Source organism: Streptomyces fuscichromogenes, from assembly GCF_014645815.1.
Taxonomy (GTDB): Bacteria; Actinomycetota; Actinomycetes; order Streptomycetales; family Streptomycetaceae; genus Streptomyces; species Streptomyces fuscichromogenes.
Map to the genome: position 1 here is coordinate 428,615 of NZ_BMML01000006.1, position 22,512 is coordinate 451,126.

At 74.3% G+C, this 22,512-nt stretch carries 12 protein-coding genes and 1 pseudogene; 6 read left to right on the forward strand and 7 right to left on the reverse strand.

The annotated features are described in order from the left end of the window. The first annotated feature begins 32 nt into the window (after positions 1-32). Together IEZ11_RS16055 and IEZ11_RS16060 are read left to right on the forward strand one after the other, a co-directional pair. Complete coding sequence (locus IEZ11_RS16055; protein WP_189263397.1) at positions 33-1,484, forward strand: cytochrome ubiquinol oxidase subunit I; 1,452 nt, start codon at positions 33-35, stop codon at positions 1,482-1,484. After that, positions 1,481-2,512, forward strand: coding sequence for a cytochrome d ubiquinol oxidase subunit II (locus IEZ11_RS16060; protein ID WP_189263398.1), 1,032 nt, complete (start codon positions 1,481-1,483; stop codon positions 2,510-2,512). The genes IEZ11_RS16055 and IEZ11_RS16060 overlap by 4 nt, the downstream gene beginning before the upstream one ends. Before the next feature lie 111 nt (positions 2,513-2,623). Here IEZ11_RS16060 and IEZ11_RS16065 read toward each other — a convergent pair whose 3' ends face one another. Beyond that, positions 2,624-4,486, reverse strand: coding sequence for a glycoside hydrolase family 15 protein (locus IEZ11_RS16065; protein WP_189263399.1), 1,863 nt, complete (start codon positions 4,484-4,486; stop codon positions 2,624-2,626). 196 nt (positions 4,487-4,682) lie between these two features. Here IEZ11_RS16065 and IEZ11_RS16070 point away from each other — a divergent pair, with 196 nt between their 5' ends. Beyond that, complete coding sequence (locus IEZ11_RS16070; protein WP_189263400.1) at positions 4,683-5,519, forward strand: alpha/beta fold hydrolase; 837 nt, start codon at positions 4,683-4,685, stop codon at positions 5,517-5,519. Here IEZ11_RS16070 and IEZ11_RS52420 read toward each other — a convergent pair. Beyond that, entirely contained in the window at positions 5,516-5,638 is a 123-nt protein-coding gene (locus IEZ11_RS52420) for a hypothetical protein (RefSeq protein WP_373294912.1), read from the reverse strand. The two genes, IEZ11_RS16070 and IEZ11_RS52420, sit on opposite strands and share 4 nt — an antisense overlap. 142 nt (positions 5,639-5,780) lie before the next feature. Here IEZ11_RS52420 and IEZ11_RS16075 point away from each other — a divergent pair, with 142 nt between their 5' ends. Then, positions 5,781-9,227: an ATP-binding protein gene (locus IEZ11_RS16075; protein ID WP_229713045.1), complete on the forward strand. Its 3,447-nt coding sequence runs from the start codon at positions 5,781-5,783 to the stop codon at positions 9,225-9,227. 9 nt (positions 9,228-9,236) lie between these two features. Here IEZ11_RS16075 and IEZ11_RS16080 read toward each other — a convergent pair whose 3' ends face one another. From IEZ11_RS16080 to IEZ11_RS16100, 5 genes are all read right to left on the reverse strand, one after another. Then, the gene (locus tag IEZ11_RS16080; RefSeq protein WP_189263402.1) at positions 9,237-9,941 is read right to left on the reverse strand and encodes a hypothetical protein; all 705 of its coding nucleotides are present in this window, start codon (positions 9,939-9,941) and stop codon (positions 9,237-9,239) included. Beyond that, complete coding sequence (locus IEZ11_RS16085) at positions 9,938-11,770, reverse strand: serine/threonine-protein kinase (RefSeq protein WP_189263403.1); 1,833 nt, start codon at positions 11,768-11,770, stop codon at positions 9,938-9,940. Before IEZ11_RS16085 ends, IEZ11_RS16080 begins: the two co-directional genes overlap by 4 nt. A gap of 213 nt (positions 11,771-11,983) precedes the next feature. Further along, the gene (locus tag IEZ11_RS16090; protein ID WP_189263404.1) at positions 11,984-15,454 is read right to left on the reverse strand and encodes an ATP-binding protein; all 3,471 of its coding nucleotides are present in this window, start codon (positions 15,452-15,454) and stop codon (positions 11,984-11,986) included. A gap of 264 nt (positions 15,455-15,718) precedes the next feature. Then, on the reverse strand, positions 15,719-18,838 hold the full coding sequence (locus IEZ11_RS16095; RefSeq protein WP_189263405.1) for an FG-GAP-like repeat-containing protein: 3,120 nt from the start codon (positions 18,836-18,838) through the stop codon (positions 15,719-15,721). A 134-nt stretch (positions 18,839-18,972) separates the two neighbouring features. Next, positions 18,973-20,502: an MFS transporter gene (locus tag IEZ11_RS16100; protein WP_189263406.1), complete on the reverse strand. Its 1,530-nt coding sequence runs from the start codon at positions 20,500-20,502 to the stop codon at positions 18,973-18,975. A 216-nt stretch (positions 20,503-20,718) separates the two neighbouring features. Here IEZ11_RS16100 and IEZ11_RS16105 point away from each other — a divergent pair, with 216 nt between their 5' ends. Both IEZ11_RS16105 and snpA read left to right on the forward strand, forming a co-directional pair. Further along, positions 20,719-21,351, forward strand: coding sequence for a TetR/AcrR family transcriptional regulator (locus IEZ11_RS16105; RefSeq protein WP_189263407.1), 633 nt, complete (start codon positions 20,719-20,721; stop codon positions 21,349-21,351). 477 nt (positions 21,352-21,828) lie between these two features. After that, positions 21,829-22,506: pseudogene (snpA, locus tag IEZ11_RS16110) on the forward strand (snapalysin); the annotation flags it as partial. Positions 22,507-22,512 lie beyond the last annotated feature (6 nt).

Below are 22,512 nucleotides of genomic sequence, written 5' to 3' on the forward strand. Positions count from 1 at the left end.
TCCCATCCGCGCCGGCCCCGAAGAGACGACACATGCACACGGTCCACACGGTCCTGCTGCTGGCGGACCCACCGGCGCAGACGCTGCCGGCCCGATCGATGATGGCCTTCACCCTGGCCTCCCACATCATCCTGGTGCCCATGGGCGTGGCGCTGCCGCTGATCACGCTCCTCATGCACGGCTACGGCCTGCGCCGCGGCGACGCCACCGCCCTGCTGCTCGCCCGGCGGTGGTCGGCGGTCATGGCGGTGCAGTTCGCGATCGGGGTGGTCACCGGCACGGTGCTGTCCTTCGAGTTCGGACTGCTGTGGCCGGGCCTGATGGGCCGCTGGGGCGATGTCTTCGGCATCGGTTTCGGCGTCGAGGCCTGGGCGTTCTTCCTGGAGGCCGTCCTCATCGCCGTCTACCTCTACGGCTGGCGCAGGCTCCCCTCCCGGACCCACTTCCTGCTCGGGCTGCCGCTGCCGCTGGTGGCCCTGCTCGGCGCCTTCGGCATCCTGGCCGCCAACTCGTGGATGAACACCCCGCGGGGCTTCACCCTCGACGCCGCCGGCAACCCGGTCGACGTGCGGATCTGGAAAGCCGTCTTCACCCCCATGTTCGGCCCGGAGTACTGGCACTTCGTCTTCGCGATGTTCGTGACGGCGGGCTATGTCGTGGCCGGCGTCTACGCCGTCGGACGGCTGCGCGGCCGCCGGGACCACTACCACCGGCTCGGCTTCACCGTCCCCTTCACACTCGCCGCCGTGTGCACGCCCGTGCAGTTCGTGCTCGGCGACTCCATCGCCCGGCAGGTCTTCCAGAAGCAGCCGGTGAAGTTCGCCGGCATGGAGATCGTCTGGAAGACCGCCACCCACCAGACGGAGTACCTGTACGGCCGGCTGCACCCGGACGGCACCGTCACCGGCGGCATCGGGATCCCGGGACTCGACTCCGTCCTGGCCGGCTTCCGCCCGGACACCCGGGTCACCGGGCTCACCTCGGTCCCCGCGGCCGACCGGCCGACGCCCACGCAGGCCACCATCGCCCACTGGGCCTTCGACACCATGGTCGGGATCGGCTCGCTGCTGCTCCTGCTCGCGCTCTGGTACGGCGGCCTGTGGCTGTGGCGCCGGCGGCTGCCCGCCTCCCCGTGGTTCTTCCGCGGCGCGGCGTGCGCGGGCGTGGCCTCCGTGGCCGCCGTCGAGTGCGGCTGGATCACCACCGAGGTGGGCCGCCAGCCCTGGATCGTCTACCAGAACATGCGGGTCGCCGAGGCGGTGACGGCGACCCGCTCCACCGGTCTGTGGATCATGTTCGCGGTGATCGTCGTCGTGTACGTCTTCGTGTTCGGGTCGTTTCTCGCGGTGCTGCTCAGGATGCGCTCGCGCTGGCGGCTCGCCGACGGACAGGGCGGGCCACGGCCGCCGAAGGAGACCCCGGAGCCCGACACGCCGGAGACCGAGACGCCGTACGGGCCGCGCTCCGCCGGGAGCCGGCTGTGATCGCCGGGGTGATCGCCGTCGTCCTGCTGCTCGCGATCGCCGCGTACGCCTGCGGCGGCGGCACCGACTACGGAGCCGGCTTCTGGGACCTGACCGCGGGCGGAACCGCGCGCGGCAAGCGCCCGCGGCAGCTGATCGACCACGCGATGGAGCCCGTCTGGGAGGTCAACAACGTCTGGCTGATCTTCGTGCTGGTGATCATGTGGACGGGTTTCCCGGTCCTCTTCCAGCGGGTGTTCACCACCATGTGGCTGCCCCTGGCGCTGGCCGCCGTGGGCATCGTGCTGCGCGGCGCCGGCTTCGCCCTGCGCAGGCCCGCCCGGCGGCTGGCCGGCCGGCGCCTGTACGGGGCGGTGTTCGCCGTCTCCTCGCTGCTGACGCCGTTCTTCCTGGGGACCGCCGCCGGTGGGGTGGCCTCGGGCCGGGTCACCGCCACGACGACGGCGTCCACGGACGCCTGGGCCAACCCCACGTCCCTGCTGTTCGGCCTGCTGGCCGTCGCGGCCACGGCGACGCTCGGCGCCGTCTTCCTCGCCGCGGACGCCCGCCGCTTCGCCGCACCGGACCTGGACCGCTACTTCCGGCACCGGTCCTTCGCCGCCCTCGCGGCCGTGGCCGTGCTCGCCGTCGTCACCCTCGTCGTCACCCACGACGACGCGCCGCACGTCTGGCACGGGCTCACCCACGGCGTCGGCCTGGTCTTCGTCGTCGTGGCGGTACTGGCCACGCTCGCGACCGCCTGGCTGCTGACCCGCCCCTCCGGGGCCTGGTCCCGGGTCACCGCGGTCGGCGTGGTCGCCGCCGCCGTCATCGCCTGGGGCATGGCGCAGCGCCCCTACCTCGTCCCGACCTCGCTGACCGTCGCCGAGGGCGCGGGCGCCCCCAGCACACTGCGCTGGCTGGGGCTGGTCACCCTCGTCGCCCTCGTCCTCGTCGTCCCCGCGGTCGCCCTCCTGTACTGGCTGGACACCCACGGCGAACTGGAGGGCCTCACCGACGCCGACCTGCGACGGGACAGCGCCCCGTAGGGGCGCTGGGGGCACCCCCGGCCGAAGGCTGGGGGAGGAACTGCGCGACCAGCCACGACGGCGCCGCAGACGGCAGACGGCAAAGCAATTGCGGCACTTCCAGCGGAGCGCTCAGGCGTGCTGGGTGAGCCCCGGCCGCCGGCTGTCGAGGGCGTCGTTGAGGGTGATGGCCGAGTCGATGAGCGCGAGATGGGTGAACGCCTGCGGGAAGTTGCCGAGTTGACGGCCCGTCGGGTCGATCTCCTCGGAGTACAGGCCCAGATGGTTGGCGTACCCCATCATCTTCTCGAAGACGAGCCGCGCCCGGTCGGTGCGTCCCGCGCGTGCGAGGGCGTCGACGTACATGAACGTGCACAGCGAGAAGGTGCCCTCCGAGCCGCGCAGGCCGTCCGGCGACGCGTCGGGGTTGTAGCGGTAGACCAGGCTGTCGCTGACCAGTTCCTCCTCCATGGCGTCCAGGGTCGAGGCCCACATCGGGTCCCCGGGAGTGAGGAAACCGACCGTCGCCATGCGCAGCAGCGAGGAGTCCAGGACGTCGCTGCCGTAGTGCTGGACGAAGGCGTGCCGGTCCTTGCTCCACCCCTTGGCCATCACCTGCTCGTAGACGGCGTCCCGCTCGGCCTGCCAGCGTCCGGACGCGGACGGCCACCCCTTCGACTCGGCCAGCCGCAGCGCGCGGTCGAACGCCACCCACGACATCACCCGCCCGTACGTGAAGTCCTTACGGCCGCCGCGGGTCTCCCAGATGCCCTCCTCCGCCTGGTCCCAGTGGCCGGCCAGCCACTCCAGGTCCGTCCGCAGCGAGGTCCAGCCCCCGTACCCGACCTGGAAGCCGCGCTGGTGCGCGAAGTAGATGCTGTCCAACGCCTCGCCGTAGATGTCCAGTTGGAGCTGGGTGGCGGCGCCGTTGCCGATCCGGACCGGGGCGGAGCCCTCGTAGCCCTCCCAGTGGTCGAGGATCTGCTCGTTCAGCTCGGAGGAGCCGTCGACCTTGTACATGATGTTGAGCGGACCCGTGCCCCCCTCGCTGCCGGCCCGCTCCTTGACCCGGTCGCTCAGCCAGACGATGAACGCCCTGGCCTCCTCCGTGAAGCCCAGTCCCAGCAGGGCGTACACGGAGAAGGAGGCGTCCCGGATCCAGGTGAACCGGTAGTCCCAGTTGCGCTCGCCGCCCAGCTGCTCCGGGAGTGCCGCCGTCGGAGCGGCCACCACGGCGCCGCTGGGGGCGAAGGTCATGAGCTTCAGCGTGATCGCGGACCGCTCGACGACCTCGCGCCAGCGCCCGACGTAGGTCGACTGCGCGAGCCACGAGCGCCAGAACTCGGCCGTCTCCTCGAAGAGCCGTTCGTGTTCCTCGCGGCGGATCTCCCTGGGCGGTCCCTCGGCGCCCATCTCCAGGATCAGCCCGCGCTGCTCGCCCGCCCGCAGGGTCAGCGTGACCTGCACGTCGGCGTCCCGGTGCGTCAGGATGTCCGCGATCCGGTCGTCGTCCGGCTCCCGGATGGGGTTCACGGTGAGTTCCGTGCCGTCCTCGGCGACGAAGACGGCCCCGTGCGGGGTGATGTGCACCTCGTGCTTGCTGCGCCCGTAGTCGAACCGCGGGGCGATGTCCACGTCGAACGTCATGGTGCCGCGCACACAGCGGACCAGGCGCACCAGCCGGTGCCGTCGGGTGGTCCTGGTACCGGTCACGGGCATGAAGTCGACGACCTCGCCGGCGCCCGCCTCGGTCATGAACCGGGTCACCAGGATCGCGGTGTCGGGCAGGTACAGCTGCTTGGTCGAATGGGTCGGATGCGCCGGCCGGACCGTGCAGTGGCCGCCCTTCTCCTTGTCCAGGAGCGCTCCGAACACACTCGGCGAGTCGAAGCGCGGGGAGCAGAACCAGTCGACCGCCCCGTCGGTGGTCACCAGCGCCGCGGTCTGCAGATCGCCGATCAGCCCGTGGTTCTCGATCAGCGGGTAGTCGTCCATCGGGGCCCCTTCCGGTGCGCGATTCACCCGAATGCCCCCTCGATCAGCGTATGCCGCGCCCCCTGCTCCGGCTCGTCGGGCCGGACAACGCCGGGGACGCCCTGTCCTGGTGGCCGCGCCGGGGATCCGGCCGTTGACAAGGTTCGGCTAACGCCATTAGCTTATGGCTAACAGCGTTAGCCAACTGGAGGGTGTCATGACCGAGTACCTCGCCGTCGACAGCGGCACGATCGCTTACGAGGTGGCGGGGTCCGGCCCCCTGATCGTGCTCGCGCACGGCATGGGCGACAGCCGCGCCGCCTACCGTGCCGTGATCCCGCAGCTGGTGGCGGCGGGCCACCGGGTCGCCGCCGTCGATCTGCGCGGCTGCGGCGAGTCCAGCGCCGAGTGGCCGGCCTGGAGCCGTACCACCATCGCCGGTGACCTGCTCGCCGTGGTCCGTCACCTGGGCGGCCCGGCCGTGCTCGTCGGCCACTCGATATCCGGCGGCGCCGCCACGATCGCCGCGGCCCAGGAGCCCTCGCTGATCACCGCGGTGGTCGAGCTCGCGCCGTTCACCCGCGCGCAGTCGATCCGCCTCGGCGACCTGCGGGTCAGGCGCTTCCGGCGGGGCATGCTGCGGCTGCTCGGCGCGGGCGCGTTCGGCAGCGTGCCGCTGTGGCGTTCGTACCTCGACGTCGCCTACCCCGGTACGAAGCCGGCCGACTGGACCGAGCGGCTCGGCCGCGTCGACGCCCTGCTGCGCGAGCCGGGCCGGATGAAGGCCCTCCAGGGCATGGGCCGCACCACCCCGACCGACGCCGGCGCACAGCTCGGCAACGTCCGCTGCCCGGTCCTGGTCGTGATGGGCACGCTCGACCCCGACTGGGCCGACCCGCACGCCGAAGGGGCGGCGATCGTCGACGCCCTCCCCGCCGGCCTCGGCCGCCTGGAGATGATCGAGGGCGCCGGGCACTACCCGCACGACCAGTTCGCCGACCACGTGGTCTCCCTCACGCTCGCCTTCCTCCGGACCGACGCCGCCCGCGCCTAGACCCGGCGGTCGTGGTCACGGCGGGTGTCGCCCTCGCCGACGAGGTGGGCTTCACCGACCTGACGACGGGTCTGCCGGCCGAGCGGGCGGGCGTACGGACCCCCTGCCTGTACCAGCACGTGGGCGGCGATGACCGGCGGGCGACAGGACGGCCGTCGGGCGGGCGCCCGCGGTGTCGTGCGGCTGCCGTGCCAGGGCCTCGGGTCCCCTTCCCGCGCATGTGCGGCATCGGCGAACGGATGTTCTGGTTTGATGCGGTGTGTGTCGCCACACGAACTGCGCATGACGGTGCTCGGTGAGGTCGGTGCCGCGTTCCGGGCCCGGCCGCTGGAGCTGGGCGGGCGACGGCAGCGGGCCGTGCTCGCCCTGCTGATCGTCGCCCGGGGCTCGGTCGTCACCCGGGACCGGCTGGTCGAAGGGGTCTGGGGCGGCACTCCGCCGCGCCGGGCCGCCGCCTCGCTGCAGGCCCATGTCTCGCATCTGCGGCGCTGTCTGGAGCCGGAGCGGAAGGCGAGGGCGCGCGGGGGTGTCATCGTCAGCGAGGGGGCGGGGTACGCGTTGCGGCTGCCGGCCGACGCGGTGGACGCCTGGCGGTTCGAGGAGGCGCTGCGGTCCGCCGCCGCGCACGCCGACGGGGGCCGGCCCTCGGAGGCCGTGGCCGTCCTGGAGTCCGGGCTCGCGCTGTGGCGGGGCCCGGCCTACGCGGAGTACGCCGCCGAGCCCTGGGCCCACCGGGAGTCGGCCCGCCTCACCGAGCTGCGCGAACTCGCCCGTGAACGGCTGCTCGCGGCCCGCCTGGCCCGGGGCGAGGACGCCGTTCTCGTGCCCGAACTCGAATCCCTGGTCTCCGAGGACCCGCTGCGCGAAGAACGCCGGCGCCTTCTCGCCCTCGCCCTCTACCGCGCCCACCGCCAGGCCGACGCTCTCGACACGCTCCGCCGCGCGAGGCACCTGCCGCCCGCCGGATCCGGCACCGCCCCGGGGGCCGCCCTGCGTGAGCTGGAGGCCGGGATCCTGGCCCAGGACCCCGCCCTCGACGCCCCTGCCCGCCCGGGGCGGCACCCCGCCGGAGCGCCCGCCGGAGCGCCCGTCACCGCCGGGGCAGGACCCGGTGGACCGGCCGGTCCGGGGGCCCGGCCCGCCCCTCGGGCCGATGTGCTCGTGGACCGCGGACCCCAGCTCGCCGAGTTGCGCGACAGCCTGCGCTCGGCCCTGGACGGCAAGCCCCGCGTGGTGCTCGTCGAGGGCCCGGCCGGCATCGGCAAGAGCCGTCTGCTGGGGGAGGTGGCCGAACTGGCGGCCGGGGAAGGGGTGACCACCCTGACCGCGACGGGCAGCCTGCGGGAGAAGGACTACGGCTACGGAGCCGTACGCCAGCTGTTCGAGCGGGTGGTGAGCGGCGGCGAGGAGTCGCTGCTGGCCGGGGCCGCCGTCGCGGCGGGGGCGGTCTTCGGAACCGTGCGCGGGCCGCAGCCGCAGAGCTTCGCGGTGCTGAACGGGCTGTACGAGCTGACCCGGAAGCTGGTGCGGGCGGCGGGACCGCTGGTGCTGGCGGTGGACGACCTCCAGTGGTGCGACAGCGGCTCGGTGCGGTACCTGGCGTATCTGGCGGCCCGGCTGGAAGGGCTGGGGCTGCCGGTGCTCATCGCCGTCACCCTGCGCACCGGGGAGCCGCAGCAGGGCGAGGAGTTGCCCGAGGCGCTGACGTCGGACCCCTCGGTGGTGCGGATCAGGCCCACCCCGCTGACGGCGAGCGGGGTCGCCGGTCTCGTCCGCCACACGCTCGGCGAGGAGCCTCAGGAGGAGTTCACGGCGGCCTGCCATCGCGCCACGGCCGGGAACCCACTGCTGCTGAGGCAGTTGCTGCGGGCGCTGCACGCGCGCGGGACCCGGCCCGACGCCGCGCACAGCGACGGAGTCGCGGAGGCGGGGGCGCGGGCGGTGTCCGGGCTGGTGCTGGGCCGGATGACACGGCTGCCCGCGGCGGCACGGGACGCGGCGCAGGCGGTGGCCGTACTGGGGGACGGGGCGGCGACGCTCGCCGAGGTGGCGGCGCTCATGGGGCGGCCGGAGGCGGCGGCGGCACAGGCGATCGTGCCGCTCGTGCAGGCCGAGATCCTGCGCGAGGGCCACCCCTACGCCTTTGTGCACCCCCTCGTCGGGGATGCCGTCTACCGCGAACTACCCCCCGGGGAAAGGCAGTTGCGTCATGAACAGGCGGCCCGCGCGCTGTCCGCCGCCGGCGCGCCGCCCGAGCGTACGGCGGCCCAGCTGCTGCTCGCCCCGCACCGCGGCGACCCCGACGTGGTGGACGTCCTCTGCGCGGCGGCCCGGGAGGCCGCGGGCCGTGGCGCCCCCGACGCCGCCGCCACGTACCTCACCCGCGTCCTCGCCGAACCGCCTGCCCCCGAACGCCGCCCCGAGGTACTGCTCGACCTCGGGCGTGCCGAGACGCTCGGCAACGGCCCGGCCGCCGTGAAGCATCTGCGCCAGGCGTACGACACGCTGGCCGACCCGGCGCGCAGGGCGGCCGCCGCCCTGCTGCTCGCCCGGATCCTGGTCTTCGCCGGCGGCCACGGCCAGGCGACCGAGTTCGCCCGCCGGGCGGCGGCGGACCTGCCCGCCGGGCTGAGCGACGAACGGCAGGGGCTGCTGGCGCTGGAGCGCATCAGCGGGTTCATGCACGGCCTGGACCAGAAGCTGTGGCGGAGCGTCGAGGACCCGGCCGTCGAGGGCGCGGGGCCCGGCGCCCGGATGCTCGCCGCCAACCTCGCCCGGGAGGCGGCGTCGGACGGCGCCGACCGGCCCCGGGCCGTCGCGCTCGCCCGCTTCGCCGTCGCCGACGACGTGCTCCAGGCGGCCGGCGAGGAGATGCTCTTCTACACCGCGGGCATCGTGCTGCACCTCGCCGACGAGGAGGTGGGCGAGCTCTGGGACACCGCGGTGGCCCGCGCCGTGGAACGCGGTTCGCTGTTCTCCGTGCTCGCCACGCACCTGTGGCGCGGCTTCACCCAGTGGCACCACGGCGACCTGGCCGCGGCACGGCGGTCGCTGGAGACCGCGGTCGGGCAGTCGGAGATCTGGGGCCTCGCCCCGGGCGCCCCGCAGGGCCGTACCTTCCTGACCGCCGTCCTGCTCGACCTGGGCGACACCGCCGGGGCCCGCGCCTGTCTGGAGCGGATGCGCGGCTGGATCCGGGGCGCGGAGGGCCGACGGCTGCTCGGGGAGAGCGAGGCGCGGGTGCTGACCGCGGAGGGGCGGTACGAGGAGGCGCTGGCCGCCCTCGACGACGTACGGCACCTCCAGCCCGCCCTGGCCAACCCGGCGTGGTGGCCGTGGTCGCTGCTGCGGGTGCGGGCGCTCGCGGGCGCCGGCCGGCGGACCGAGGCACTGGCCCTGGCCACGGAGCAGCTGGCGGCGGCCCGCGGCTGGGGAGCGCCCAGCACGGTGGGACGGGTGCTGCGGATCGCCGGACGGCTGCGCGGACCCGAGGGCGAACCCGAACTCCGCGAGGCGGTGGCCCTGTTGGCGCCCGGTCCGGCACGGCTCGAGTACGCCCGTGCGCTGTACGCGCTCGCCGGGTACGCGCCCCGGGAGGAGGCCGCCGCCCTGCTGAGCCGGGGGCGGTCCCTCGCGCGGGAGTGCGGTGCGGCGGGTCTGGTCGCCGCCATGGACGCCACGGCGACGACCGGACACGGCCCTGTGTGAGGCCGGCGGTCAGGAGCAGGCGTACGTGAAGCTCGCCGACGCCGTCACCGGGTCCGGCGAGAGCACGTCGAGCGTGGCGGTGGCCTTCATGGTGCCGTGACCGTCGAAGCTCCAGCGCAGCACGACCTCGGAGCTCCGGACGTGCTCCCCGACCTCCTGGTGGAGAACGGCGGAGGACGTGCCGTCACTGCGCTTCCAGCGGTAGTCGACGGTGCCGGGGTTGCCGTCGGTCCTCAGGACACCGGTGACGACGACCGTCTTCGCACAGCGGCCGACCCGGGGCACGGTGACCGTGGCGGCCACCACGTGCAGCGGTGACCGGACCGCGGTGCAGGAGCGCATGCCCAGCACGACGGCCACCACGACGGCGACCACCGCCAGCAGGGACGGCAGCTCGCGGCGCCACCAGGGCCGACGACGGCGGACGGGCACCGCGGCCGGGCCGTCGGGGGTGAGCGTGCCCCGCCAGATGCCCGTGGCACGGTCGTCGGCCGGGCCCGGCGCACCGGGTGTCCCGGGACCGAAACGGGTCTCTCCCTCGGTCGCTCCGGCTTCCGCTCCCGTTGCCGCTGCCGCTGCCGACGGCGGGAGGTGAAGCGTCGCGGCCGGGTCCGCGGGCGGGAGGGTGACGGTGAGATCGGGGTCGTCGGGGCGCGGCGCCGCCGGACCGGTGCGGGCGAACCGCAGTCGAGGGTCCTCGGGAGGTGTGCTCATCGGGGCGGGTCGCAGTCGACGGGGGCCGCGGTGGCCTGGAAGGAACCGTTGCCCGAGTCGGCGGCCGGGTCGGTGGTGACCCTGACCCCGAGGTAGGAGTCGCGCGTCGGGACGGCGAAGGCGTGGGTGTAGCGGCCCGAGATCTGCGTCTTCCCCTTGGGCAGCGCGACCGCGTCGGTGGCCACGACGGTCCCGACGACGCGGGGCGAGTCACCGGTGTACCAGCTGAGGTAGAGCGTGCCGTCGGCGGCGCCGTCCGTCGTCACGCTGACGGAGGCCACGATGGTGCAGGTGGCCGCTGTCGGGCCGACCACCTCGATCTGCGCGGACTTCACGTCGAGGGTGGGCGCGGGCGGCGCGGAGGTGCTGCCGCCGCTCGTGGAACCTCCGGACGTCGTCGTACCGCCGCCGGACGTCGTCGTACCCCCGCCGCTCGTGGAACCGCCGCCCGTCGTGGTCGTACCGCCGCCGGAGGTACCCGTGCCACCGGAGGTTCCCGTCCCACCGGTGGTTCCCGTGCCGCCCGTGGTGGTCGTACCGCCGCCCGTGGTGGTCGTACCGCCCGCGCCGCCGCCCGCGGACCCGGCGGGCGAGGAACTGTCCTCCCCGGACGCCGACGCGGAGGGCGAGCCGGTCGCGGAGGGCGACGAGGAACCGTCCGACGCCGAGGGAGCCGCGTCGGGGGAGCCGGCCGACCCGCTGGGAGCGGGACCGTCGGTGGACCCGTCCGGATCCGTACCGGACCCGGCCCCGGCCCCGTTCGTCGTGCGGTGCCCGGCGCCCAGGCCCGTGGCGACCGCCGTCGCCGCGACCCCGCCGATCACCAGCACGACCCCTGCCGTCAGTCCGGCCAGCATCCTCCTGCTCCGGCGGGGCGTCCGACGGGCGCCCGCCCCGAGAGTGGTCGTGGCCAGGTCCGTCGTACCCGAGGCGGAACCGTCCGCCGTCGGGAAGGAGAGGAAGAACAGGGCGGCGAGCGCGGCGAGTTCGCGCCGGCCGCGCTCCTCCCACTCCTCGCCGTACCCGGCCCCGGCCACGGCTTCGAGCTCCGCGACGAACGCCGCCGCGCTCTCCGGGCGCTCCTCAGGGGTCTTGGCCAGGCCCCGGCGGATCAGCGGGCGCACCGGCTCGGGCGCCAGCTCGTCCGGGATCGGCGCCTCGATGTGCTGGATCGCCAGCTCGGCCAGCGTCCGGCCCGGGTAGGGCTTCATGCCGGTCAAGCACTCGAAGAAGGTCGCCGTCGCCGCGTACACGTCGGTCGCCGGTCCGGCCTCGCCGCCGGTCCACTGCTCGGGCGCCATGTAGGTCGGGGTGCCGGAGGCGTTCGCGGCCACCCCGCTCGGCACGGCGATGCCGAAGTCCACGAGCTTGGACGAACCGTCGGCCGCGACCAGGACGTTGTCCGGCTTGTAGTCGCGGTGCACGACCCCCGCCGCGTGGGCGGCCGCGAGGCCGAGCAGCGAACCCCTGAGGACGACCAGCGCGGCCTCGGGGGTGGTGGCGCCGTGCTCCCGCAGCAGGCTGCGCAGGGGTACGCCGTCCACGAGTTCCATGACGATGGCGGCGCCGCGCGGGCTCTCGACGTACTCGTACAGCTCGACGACATGCGGGGAGCGGAGTTCGCCCAGCAGCCGGGCCTCCGCGCGGAACACCTCGCGGAAGGCGGGGTCGTCACGGAGCTCCTCGGCGAGGTACTTGATCGCCACCCGGGTGCCGGTCGTGCCGTGCGTGGCCAGGACCACGCGCCCGCTGGCTCCGGAGCCCAGTTCCTTGTCGTGTGTGTAGCCGGAGACCGTCCACCCGTCCCCGGCGCGTATCGCGTCGCCCATGTCCTTCGCCCCCCGGCCCGTCCCCCGGGCCGCCCCCGTCAGTTCGTCGCGGTACGTCCGCTGTGTGGTCGGTGTGCGGTGCGGTCCGTCTGGTTCGTGATGCGTCTGGTTCGTCCGCGGAACGGATGATGCGCCATCGGTCTTGCGAACCGCTTGCAAGCCGATCGCAAGTCGGCCGTCGGATTCTCGTCCCGACGGTGCGTCGTACGCCGGTCACGCAGGGGGGAATCGGCGTACGACGCCGTCTTGGACGCTCTCGCCACCGGCCAGGGCGCGCAGGGACCGCAGGACCCGCGCATGCTCCAGGCGGGCCGGGCCGTCGGCCAGCAGGGCGAGCGCCTCGCGGAGTTCGGGTCCGCCGTCGGGCCCGCGTGCCTCGCCGTACAGCCGCAGCACCCGGCCGACCGTGCCGGGCGCGCCCCACCTGCGGGCCAGCGACAGCTGTTCCCGCGCCAGCCGTTCGGCCCGGTCCCGCTCCCCCAGCCCGGTCAGCGCCCGTACCCGCAGCAGATCCCCGTCCCACCACACCGGGTTCGGCACGTCCGGCTGGAGATGCCGTACGCCGTCCAGCGCGGCCAGCGCCTGTGCGTACCGGCCTTCGGCGATCAGCACCCGCGCCTCGCTCTCGCCGCGCAACCGCGCCCCCTCGTAGCCCCCGGCCCACGCCCGCATCCGCTCCAGACAGGCACGCGCGCCCGCGGTGTCCCCGAGGTCCAGCAGCACCCCGGTCAGGAACGCGTGGCAGTGCGGCGCACCGGGCGGGACGCCCCACGCGCCGAACTGTTCGAGCGCGGTCTCCAGTGACCGGCGGGCCTGGTCCAACTCGCCGTGCCGCCACTGCGTGAACCCGTTCCACAGGTGCGCCGAGAGCGTCCCGATCAGCGACCCCCGCTGCCCGGCGTACGTCAGCGTCTCGTCCCACAGCAGCCTGACGTCGTCGTCGGCCAGGTGCAGCACGACACCGGCCGTGCACCACGAGAGCACCCTTCCGCCGCGCAGCAGTACCCGGTCCGTGAGCGCGAACCGGGCCGAGGCGACGGCCGCCGCGCGGTCGAGCCGGCGTGCGGTGGCGTCCCTCGCCGCCTCGGCGGCGAGCATGCGGGCGCCCGGCCCGTCCCCGACGGGGGGTGGCACCGGGACGTCCAGACCGCCGGCGCCCGCGGTGTACAGCCCGTGCGCGAAGGCGCCGAGCCGGGCCAGCGCCAGCAGCCCCTGCCGCTCGTCGGCGGCACCGTCCACGGCTTCCTGTCCGGTGGGCGGTTCCGCGGCCGCCCGGACCGCGAACGCGGCGGCCTCGCCGGGTCTGCCGGTGTGGATCAGGGTCTGCGCGAGCAGGCACGCGGCACCGGCGCGCGGGGGCGACGACGTCTCGTAGGCCTCCCGCAGGTGACGGGCCGCGGCGGGCCCGTCGACGAGTGCCTCGGCCCGCCCCAGTTCCAGCAGCACCTCGGGCCGGACGTCCCGCGCGGGCGGCTCCAGCAGTGCGCGGGTGAGGAGGGTGGCGGCCGTGTCGTTCGCACCGCGGGCGGTCGCGCGGGCGGCGGCGGTGCGCAGGACGCCGACCGCCCAGGGGTCGCCCCGGTAGGGGACCAGGAGCAGGTGCGCGGCGGTCCGCTCCGGAGCCGCACCGGCACGGTCGAGGAGTCTCGCCGCCCTTTCGTGCAGGGCCGGACGCTCCCGCGGCGACACCGTCCGCAGCACGGCCGCACCGGCCAGCGGATGCACGAAGGCCAACGGGTACTGGTCACGGACCACTTCCGCCCGTACGAGGGCCGCCGTCGCCGTGGCCACGTCCTGCTCGGACAGGCCCGTGAAGGCGGCGACCGCGGGCAGCGAGGCCCCGCCGTCACCACTGCCGCCGTCCGGGCCACCGCCGTCACCGCCGCCTGCGTCACCGCCGCCGTCGAGAACCGCGACCGCCCGTACGACGGCCGTGGCGGCGGGCGGCAGCCGGTCCAGCACGGTGCGCACGAGGTCGGAGACGGCACGGACGCCCGACTCCGTCACGGCGCGCGGGCCCGCGGCCGCCTCCGCCCCCGCCGTCTCCAGGGCCCCGAGCACCTGGGTCAGCAGCAGCGGCAGGCCGGCCGACACCCGGTGACAGGCACGTTCGGTCTCCTCGTCCACCGTGCGGCCGGGCAGTCGGCGTACCAGCCGGGCGACGCCCGCCGCGCTCAGCGGCTCGGGCCGGATGTGCACCACCGCCGGGTCCTGCGCGATGTCGGCCAGCAGCTGCTCGCTCGCGCGCCGGGCGGCGGGCTCCCCGGTGCGCAGCGCGGTGACGACGAGGACCGGCAGGTTCTGGACCCGCGGCAGCAGATGGGCCAGGAAGCGCAGGGACGTCGTGTCGCACGCCTGGAGGTCGTCCACGAGGAGGAGCAGGGGCCGCCGTGCCGGGTGGTCGTCGGTGACCAGCCGCTCGACGATCCGGTAGAGCCCGTGCAGGACGTCGAATCCGGCGGGCCCGTCGACGGCCTGCCCGTCGGACACCGGCGTGGCCGGGTCCGCGGGCGTGCCGGCGGGCCCGGCGGCCACCGCGTCGAGCAACCGGCGTACGACGTCGTGCGGGCGGCGCCGACGCGGCCCCGCGGATGCCCGCACGTCACCGACGTCCAGCACCCGTGTCCCCCACTCCCTGCCCAGCCGCTCCGCCTCCGCCAGCAGTGCGCTGCGGCCGATCCCCGCCGGGCCCTGGACACACACCAGCCCGCCGTGGCCCGCGACCGCGTCCGACAGGCACTGCCGGAGCTCGGCCGACTCCTTTTCCCGCTCGACGAGTCGACCGGAGACGGGGCCGGACCCGGACGCCGCGGGTCCGCTCCCGGGCGGTGCGGCCGGCCGGGGGGCGGCCGCGGGGCGCGGCGCGTCGGACAGGATCTCGGCCTCGACGCCGCGCAGGGCGGGGCCGGGGTCGATGCCGAGGCGGTCGGCGAGGGTGCGGCGGGCGCGGCGGAGCACCGAGAGGGCGTCGGCCCGGCCCCGGGCGCGATGGTGGGCGAGGGCCAGCAGGGACCAGCGCTCCTCGCGCAGGGGCTGTCCGGCGACGAGGTCCTCGGCTTCGGCCAGCAGCGCCTCGGTGTGCTCCCCGCACTCCAGGCGGGCGGCCAGTAACTGTTCCCGCACCACCTCACGCAGTTCTTCCAGGCGCGCCGCCTCCGCCCGTGCCCACGGCCCGTCCGCGAACCCGGCGAAGGCCGGGCCCCGCCAGAGGGCGAGCGCCTCGGTGAGCAGGGCCGCCCGCCGCGCCGGCGGCTCCGACCGCCCGGCCGGTCCGGCCTGCTTGAGCAGTTCCTCGAACCGCCAGGCGTCGACCTGGTCCGCGGCGAGACGGATCGCGTAACCGGCGCCCTCCCACACGATGACGGTGCTGCGGCGGCCGGCCGTCCGGGCGGGTTCCAGTTCCCTGCGCAGCCGCGAGACGTACGCCTGGAGGGCACCGACCGCGCTCGGCGGCGGCCCCTCGCCCCACACCGCGTCGATCAGCCGGTCGCCGGTGACCACGGCGCCCCTGGCCAGCACCAGCAGCGCGAACACCGCACGCGGCCGGGGCCCGCCGAGGCTCAGCGCCCGCGCGTCGTGCGTCACGGTCAGTTCGCCGAGGACACCGACCCGGAGCCCGGCGACCCCGCGGGGCTCCGGTCCCGGGGCGCCCGGTCTCGGCCCCTCTCCGTCGGCGTGCTCCATACGTCCCCACTGGCTCTCGGCGGTACGACCGATTGGACCACGCCGGCGAGCCGATGGACATGCCCTCTTCGTATCGGTATGGCCGTACGGCGCTCGACGTCCGTCCGCCGGGGCCGACGCTCCCGGCGCCGGGCCGAAGGGGCGGGGAGAGCTCGGGTGCCGCCGCGTGCGGTCGGCCGCGCGGGGCCCGCCATGGCGCGGGCAGCACGAAGGCGCCCGGGGACATCACGTCCCCGGGCGCCTTCCGGAAGCCGGACTCCGCGCCTACGACAGGGACTTGTAGCCGCTCCAGCCGCTCGCGATCCGCGTCCGCGGGCCGAACGAGCCCTTTCCGTCCCCGTTGTTGCGCCACACCTTGCCGCTGGTGTCGCGGGAGACCAGGTCCGGCCTGCCGTCGTCGGTGATGTCGCCGACCCCGACGACCGCGTTGTACGAGCCGCCCCAGTTCGAGAACACCTTGACGCGGGCCGCGAACGTGCCGTCGCCCTTGCCGTCGTAGCGGTAGAGGTTGTCGGACGTGTCCTGGGCCAGCAGGTCGGCCTTGCCGTCGCCGGTGATGTCGCCGGTGCCGACGATCTTCTTGTAGCCCTTCCAGTTGTCGTAGAGCCTGACGCGGGCGGCGAGCTTGCCGGTGCTCGTCCCCTTGTAGAGGTAGACCGCTCCGGTGGACGAGTTCCTCGCGATCAGGTCCGGCCGTCCGTCACCGCTCACGTCGCCGGGCGAGGTGAGCGTGTTGTACTGCGTCCAGCCGCTGGTCGCGAGGGTCGTGTACGACGTGGACGGCTTGACCGGCGCCCCGCAGCGGGGCTTGTACAGCCGCAGCGCGCCGCTGCCGTAGCGGACGAGGACGTCGTTGCAGCGGTCGCCGCTGAGATCGCCGAAGGGGACCGCGGTGACGCTCGTGGGCCAGCCGGTGCCCGTGTACTTCTCGCCGGGCTTCCCCGTCCCCGTGCCGCTGTGGAAGGTCAGTCCGCCCGAGGAGTTCAGGGTGAGCAGGTCACCGCGGCCGTCCGGGCCGTCGGGGCTGACGAAGTCGCGGCGCACCGGGGCCCCGCCCTGGAGGAAGCCCTCGCCGCCGGTCACCGTGGACTGCGTGGCGGTGCCGAGGCCGGTCGCCTTCAGGGTCCAGGTGTAGTGGCCGTTCGGGAAGTGACTCCCGCTCGCCGTCTTCCCGTCCCAGGTCGCCGTCACCCGGGCCGGGGTGGCGGCGCCGGTGAGGGTGCGGGTGGCCCTGCCGTTCGCGCCGCTGTGGAGCGAGGTGAAGGTGAGCGACCAGGAACTGACCGGGCGGGACAGCACCCAGGAGCCGTCGAAGGGCGCCCCCGGGCCCACGTAGTCGCCGACGGACGTCTCGAAGGCGGTCACGGCGGACGGGGTGATGCCCGTGGTGGTGACGTGGGTGCGCTCGTAGTCGTCGAACCAGGCGACCAGACCCGTGTACTCGTCGACCGTCCAGCGGTAACGGCGGTCCACGGTCAGGCCCTTGTCGGCCAGACCGGAGGCGATGGTGCGGGTGGTGCCGGTGGCCGCCTCGGCAAGGACGAGCGTGTCCGCGCCGTGGTCGTGGCGGACGGTGAAGCCGTCACCGAGCAGCACGTCACCGGGGGTGACCGCGGTCGCCGTACCGGCCTTGCTGTCGTACACGCCCGCCGAGTCCGTCCCGCAGGCCCAGTACACCCAGCGTCCCGCCGCCTGGAGTTCGCTCGGCACGCAGGCCAGGCCCGGGACGGTCACCGTGGTGAGCGTCTTCGCCAGCGGGATGCTGTACGAGGTGAGCCTGCCGGCGGTGCTGGTGGCGCTCCACAGGGTGGAGCCGTTCAGGGCGGCGGCGCGCACGGACCGCTTCAGCCTCTGCCCCTGGCCGAACTCGCCGACGTACTGCGCCGGGCCGGTGCCGCCGGAGTCGAAGACGGCGTAGTCGTCGGAGACGTCGACGATGTGGCCGCCCTGGCCGCCGAAGTCCAGGTCGTGGCCGCCGATCTCGACCAGCCGGTCGTCGCCGGGGCTCTCGCCCTCGTCGGTGCCGCCGTTCGCGTCGAGGTAGACGTCCCGGGCGTCGAGGTTCCCCCACAGCGCCGAGCACGTGGTGCCCTCGTACGGGCAGAGGGCGGAGTGGACGGAGCGGCTCGCCGTGGCGTCGGACGCCGTCAGGGTGGCGGAGCCGTCGGTGGTGAGGGTGCGTACGGACGTGGTGTCCGCGACGGCGTTCGGGTCGTCCTCGGCGACCCGCAGGCTGCCGCGGCTGAGCGCGATGCCCGTCTTGGCGTTCTCCACCGCCGGGGCCTGCCGGACCTTCGTCAGGTCCAGCGTGCCGTCCTCGGCCTGGCTCACCCGCCGCACCCACCAGTCGGTGGCGTCGGTGCCGCCGGTGACCAGCGCGCTGCCGTCGCCCGCCGCCAGCGTGTACTCGCCGGCGCTCGCCAGCAGGGTCCGCTGCACCGAGGGATCGTCGACGTCGACCGCGAGCAGCCGGGAGCCGAGGGCGCTGGAGGACAGCGGCAGCAGCAGCCAGTCGCCGACCAGGACCGGGTCGCCGTCGAGCATGCCCGGGTCGGCGGGCAGCGTGACGACCTGCTCGGCGGCGGCGAGGTCGGTGCGGGACTTCAGGTGCAGTTCGGCGGCGCCGGTGTCGTACCAGCCGATGCGGTCCTCGCTCATCACGTACCGCGAGGCGTAGGTGACGTCGGTGAACGCGTAGGTGTTCACGGCCGAGCCGATGTCGATGTAGCCGGCCGTGTCGGAGTCGACCGACCAGAGCACACCGGCGGAGTCCGCCGCGAGGACGTCCTCGGTCCCCAGTCCCGTCCAGTCACCGGTGACCTCGCGGGTGCGCCACTCGCCGTCGACCTTGTCGATCAGGGCCTGGGTGGTGACGATCGTGTCGCCGGCGAGGGCCCGGTAGTAGCCCTGCCCGTACTGGACGGAGCCGTTCCAGCTCACCTTCTTCGAGGTGGCCGTCGCCGGGTCCCACAGGGTGGCGTACGCGTCGTTGGCCGTGGTCGGCAGGGCGACCAGGTCGCTGTCCGAGCCGTACCAGGCGGCACGGCACGCGGAGCCGATGTTCGTGCAGCCGGTGCCCGGGGTGTAGACACCGGCGGCGTTCTCGACGGTGACGGTCCGGCCGGTCGTGTAGTCGCTCCACAGCAGTCCGGTCCGGCCGGTCTGCCGGTGCAGGAAGCCGGTGTCGCCCGCGGCGTACGGGCGGTCGGTGCGTGGTGTGGCGGAGCTCGGGTCGACCAGTGTGATCGCGGTGGTGTCGGCATCGGCCGCCTCCGCGGAGCCGCCGCCCTCCGTCAGGACGACGACGGACGCGGCCACGACGGCGAGCGCGAGCGAGGAGACGACGGCGGCAGGCCCGCCCCGTCCCAGGGCGTGTCTGCCCACGTGATGTTCCCTCCCCCACGAGGGTCCGGCCCTCGCACAAGTGCCCGGATCTTACCTGACTCTTACCAAGGGCGGGCCGCTCCGGGTCTCGCCATGGAGCGGCCGACGGGAGCCGAACTCGGTCCGCGGGGCGCCTACATGTGCACCACGGGCGCCCTGCCGGGGTCGGCGGCCGGTGTGCCGCGCCGGTACAGCAGCACGCTGACCACCAGGCCGGCGGCGAAGAAGGCGGCCGACCACCAGTAGGCGGTGGAGTATCCCGACAGGCTCGCGTGGGCCAGGACCGTCGGGTCCCCGGGATCACGGCCCGCCAGGTAGTCGGTGACGGCACTGGTCGCGAGGGTGTTGAGGAGGGCGGTGCCGAGCGAGCCGCCGACCTGCTGCATGGTGTTGACGGCCGCGGAGGCGACACCGGCGTCCTCGGTGCGCACCCCGTCCGTGGCCAGGGCCATCGCGGGCGCCATCACGAGTCCGAAGCCGAGGCCGGCCACGATCAGCGGCGGCAGGATGTCGGTGCCGTAGGAACTGGTCAGGTCGAGCCCGGTCAGCCACACCATGGCGGCGGCCGCGATGCCCATGCCCAGCGGAACCACCGGCTTGGGGCCGACGCGGGGGACGAGGACCGTGGTCGCGAGGGTCGAGGTGAGCATCAGCCCGGCGATCATCGGGAGGAACGCCAGTCCCGTCCTGATCGGGCTGTATCCGAGGCTCTGCTGCAGGTAGTAGGTGAGGAAGAGGAAGACCCCGAACATGCCGGCGCCGATGACCAGGACGGAGAGGAAGGACGCGCCGCGGTTGCGGTCGAGCAGGACGCGCAGGGGCAGCAGGGGGTGCGCGGCCCGGGTCTGCCACCAGGTGAACAGGGTGAGCAGTACGGCCCCGGCGAGCAGGAAGCCCCAGGTGGCCGGGGAGCCCCAGTCGTGGGTCTCGGCGTTGGAGAAGCCGTAGACCAGGCAGAACAGTCCGCCGGAGACGAGGACCGCGCCGGGGACGTCGATCCGGGCGCTCCGGTCACGGGTGGCGCGCCGCAGCAGGAGGGCGCCGCCCACGAAGGCGACGGCGGCGAAGGCGACGTTGACGTAGAGGGTCCAGCGCCAGTCGAGGTGCTCGGTCAGGACGCCGCCGAGCAGCAGGCCGATGGCACCGCCGGCGCCCGCGATCGCGCCGTAGACACCGAAGGCCCTGGCGCGCTCCCTGGCGTCGGTGAAGGTCGTGGTCAGCAGGGACAGCGCGGCCGGGGCGAGCAGCGCGCCGAACGCGCCCTGGACGGCGCGGGCGCCGACCAGCATCTCGAAGCTGCCGGCGGCGCCGCCGAGCGCGGAGGCGCCGGCGAAGCCGACCAGCCCGACCAGGAAGGTGATCTTGCGGCCGAAGAGGTCGGCCATCCGGCCGCCGAGCAGCAGCAGGCTGCCGAAGGCGAGGGCGTAGGCGGTGACGATCCACTGCCGGTCGCCGTCGGAGAAGCCCAGGTCCTTCTGGGCGGAGGGCAGGGCGATGTTCACGATCGTGCCGTCCAGGACCACCATCAGCTGGGCCACGCCGATGACGGCGAGGATCCACCAGCGACGGGGCGGTGCCGCGGCGGCGCGCGTGCGGACGGGTGCGGGCTCCGGCACGGGCGCGGGTGCCGTGCGGCCGTCGGGCTGCGAGGGGGGTGCGGTCATGTCGCTCTCACTTTCCGGCATTCCTGGAGGGGCGCCGCGGCCGTCCGTACCGGGCAGGCACGCGGCACACCGGAGCACCGTCTGACACCTGTCAGATTAGCGAGAATCTGACAGGCGTCAAGTAAGGTGGGAGCGCGTACGCGGGCTCGACCGAAAGCAGTGGAGGCAAGGGTGGGAGCAGCAACCGGATCCGCTCGGCGGCCGGGACGTCCCGGCATGGACACTCCCGCCGTGCCCGAGGAGGAGAGCATCCTGCGACGCGGACTGGAGGCCTTCGCGGAGTTGGGCTACGACCGCGCCTCGGCCCGCGAACTGGCCCGCCGCCTGGGCGTGAGCCACAACTTCATCAACGACCGCTACGGATCCAAGGCGGCCTTCTGGCATGCCGTGGTGGACCACGCGCTGGGGGCGCAGCTGGCCCTTCTGTCGGAGGCCGACCCCGCGGCCGACGGAGCCGAGCGGCTGCGGCGGGTGATCGCCGACTTCTACCGGTCGGCGGCGCAGACGCCGCTGGTGGGACGCATCATGGTGGACGAGTTCTCCCGCGACGGCGAGCGCCTGGACTATCTCCACGAGCGCTACATCGCCCCGCTCATGCAGCGCATCCTGCCCGACGTCGAGAGCCTCGTGGCCGCGGGCCGCATGGCACCCGTCCCGGCGGACGTGCTGTTCTTCGTGATCGTCGGCCCCGTGTCCGGAATGCTGGAGGTACCGCTGGCCCGCCGCCTGGGCAGGCCCGAGGCCACTTCCCCGGAGCAACTCGGCGCGACGGCGGAGCTGCTGGCGTCCCTGGTGGTCAACGGCCTGCTCGCGACGGCTCCGGGGAGCGGCTCCCCGGGAAAGGCGTGAGCCCGCCAGGGCCGGCCGGCACCGCGCCGCGGACCCCGCAAAACAGACAGATGCCCACACCCTATGACGTCAGTCACAGCGTTCCAGCGATCCACCGGCGCGCTTAGTAGACGCGACGTGGCGGACATTTAGGCATTTGTCCGTCTTGACGTCGATGTGGGCCCCGATGCTCGTTCCGGATTTCCGCCCGGCCGGTCCGCACTCCCACCACGCTGCCCCGCAAGGCTTCTGACGTCGCATCAGCTTTGCCTCCCGCCGCCGCGGGCGGTGCGCAGACCCGCGCACCGCCCTCGCGCCGCCCTGACGAGGTCCCGGGACCTACGAGGCGAGGTAGTGGCGGGGGCCCTTTGCGCTCCCTGTGAAGGCGTTCTAAGAATGTCGACCCACAGGACGTCGCCGCAGTTCGGAACCGGTGTTCGCGCAGATTCGACCGCGCGCCGGGCGCTCGGCGTCACCGAGCGAGTAGGAGCCCCCCACATGAACTCGTCCCGAACGTCCGCGAGACCCCTCGCTCTCGGCCTGGTTCTGGCCGCCGGCCTGCTGGGCGCCGCAGTGCCGGCGAGCGCCCGCGCGGCCGCCGGCCCGTCCGCCCCCGCCGGCGCCTCCGTGGCGCGGTACGACGGGTCGGGCGAGGAGGCCGCGAGCAACAAGGCGTTCTTCGAGGCCGTGCTCAAGTCGGTCGCCGCGAAGCGCGCCGCCCAGCCGAACGCGCAGGCGGTGACCGTCTACTACGACGACTCCCGGGCACCGAGTTTCCGTTCGCAGATATCGAGCGCGGCCTCGATCTGGAACAGCTCCGAGACCCACGTCAAACTCCAGGAGGCGTCGAGCGGTGCCGACTTCTCCTACTACGAGGGCAACGACCAGCGCGGGTCCTACGCCTCCACCAACGGCCACGGAAGCGGCTACATCTTCATCGACTACTCCCAGAGCCGGCAGTACGACTCGGTCCGCGTCGTCGCCCACGAGACCGGGCACGTGCTGGGCCTGGCGGACGACTACAGCGGGCCGTGCAGTGAGCTGATGTCGGGCGGCGGCGCCGGCCCGTCCTGCACCAACCGCTACCCGAACGCCGCCGAGCGCTCGCGCGTCGACCAGCTCTGGGCCACCGCAGGCGCAGCGGCCACGGGCACGGCGACCCAGCCCGCCCAGCAGCCGAGC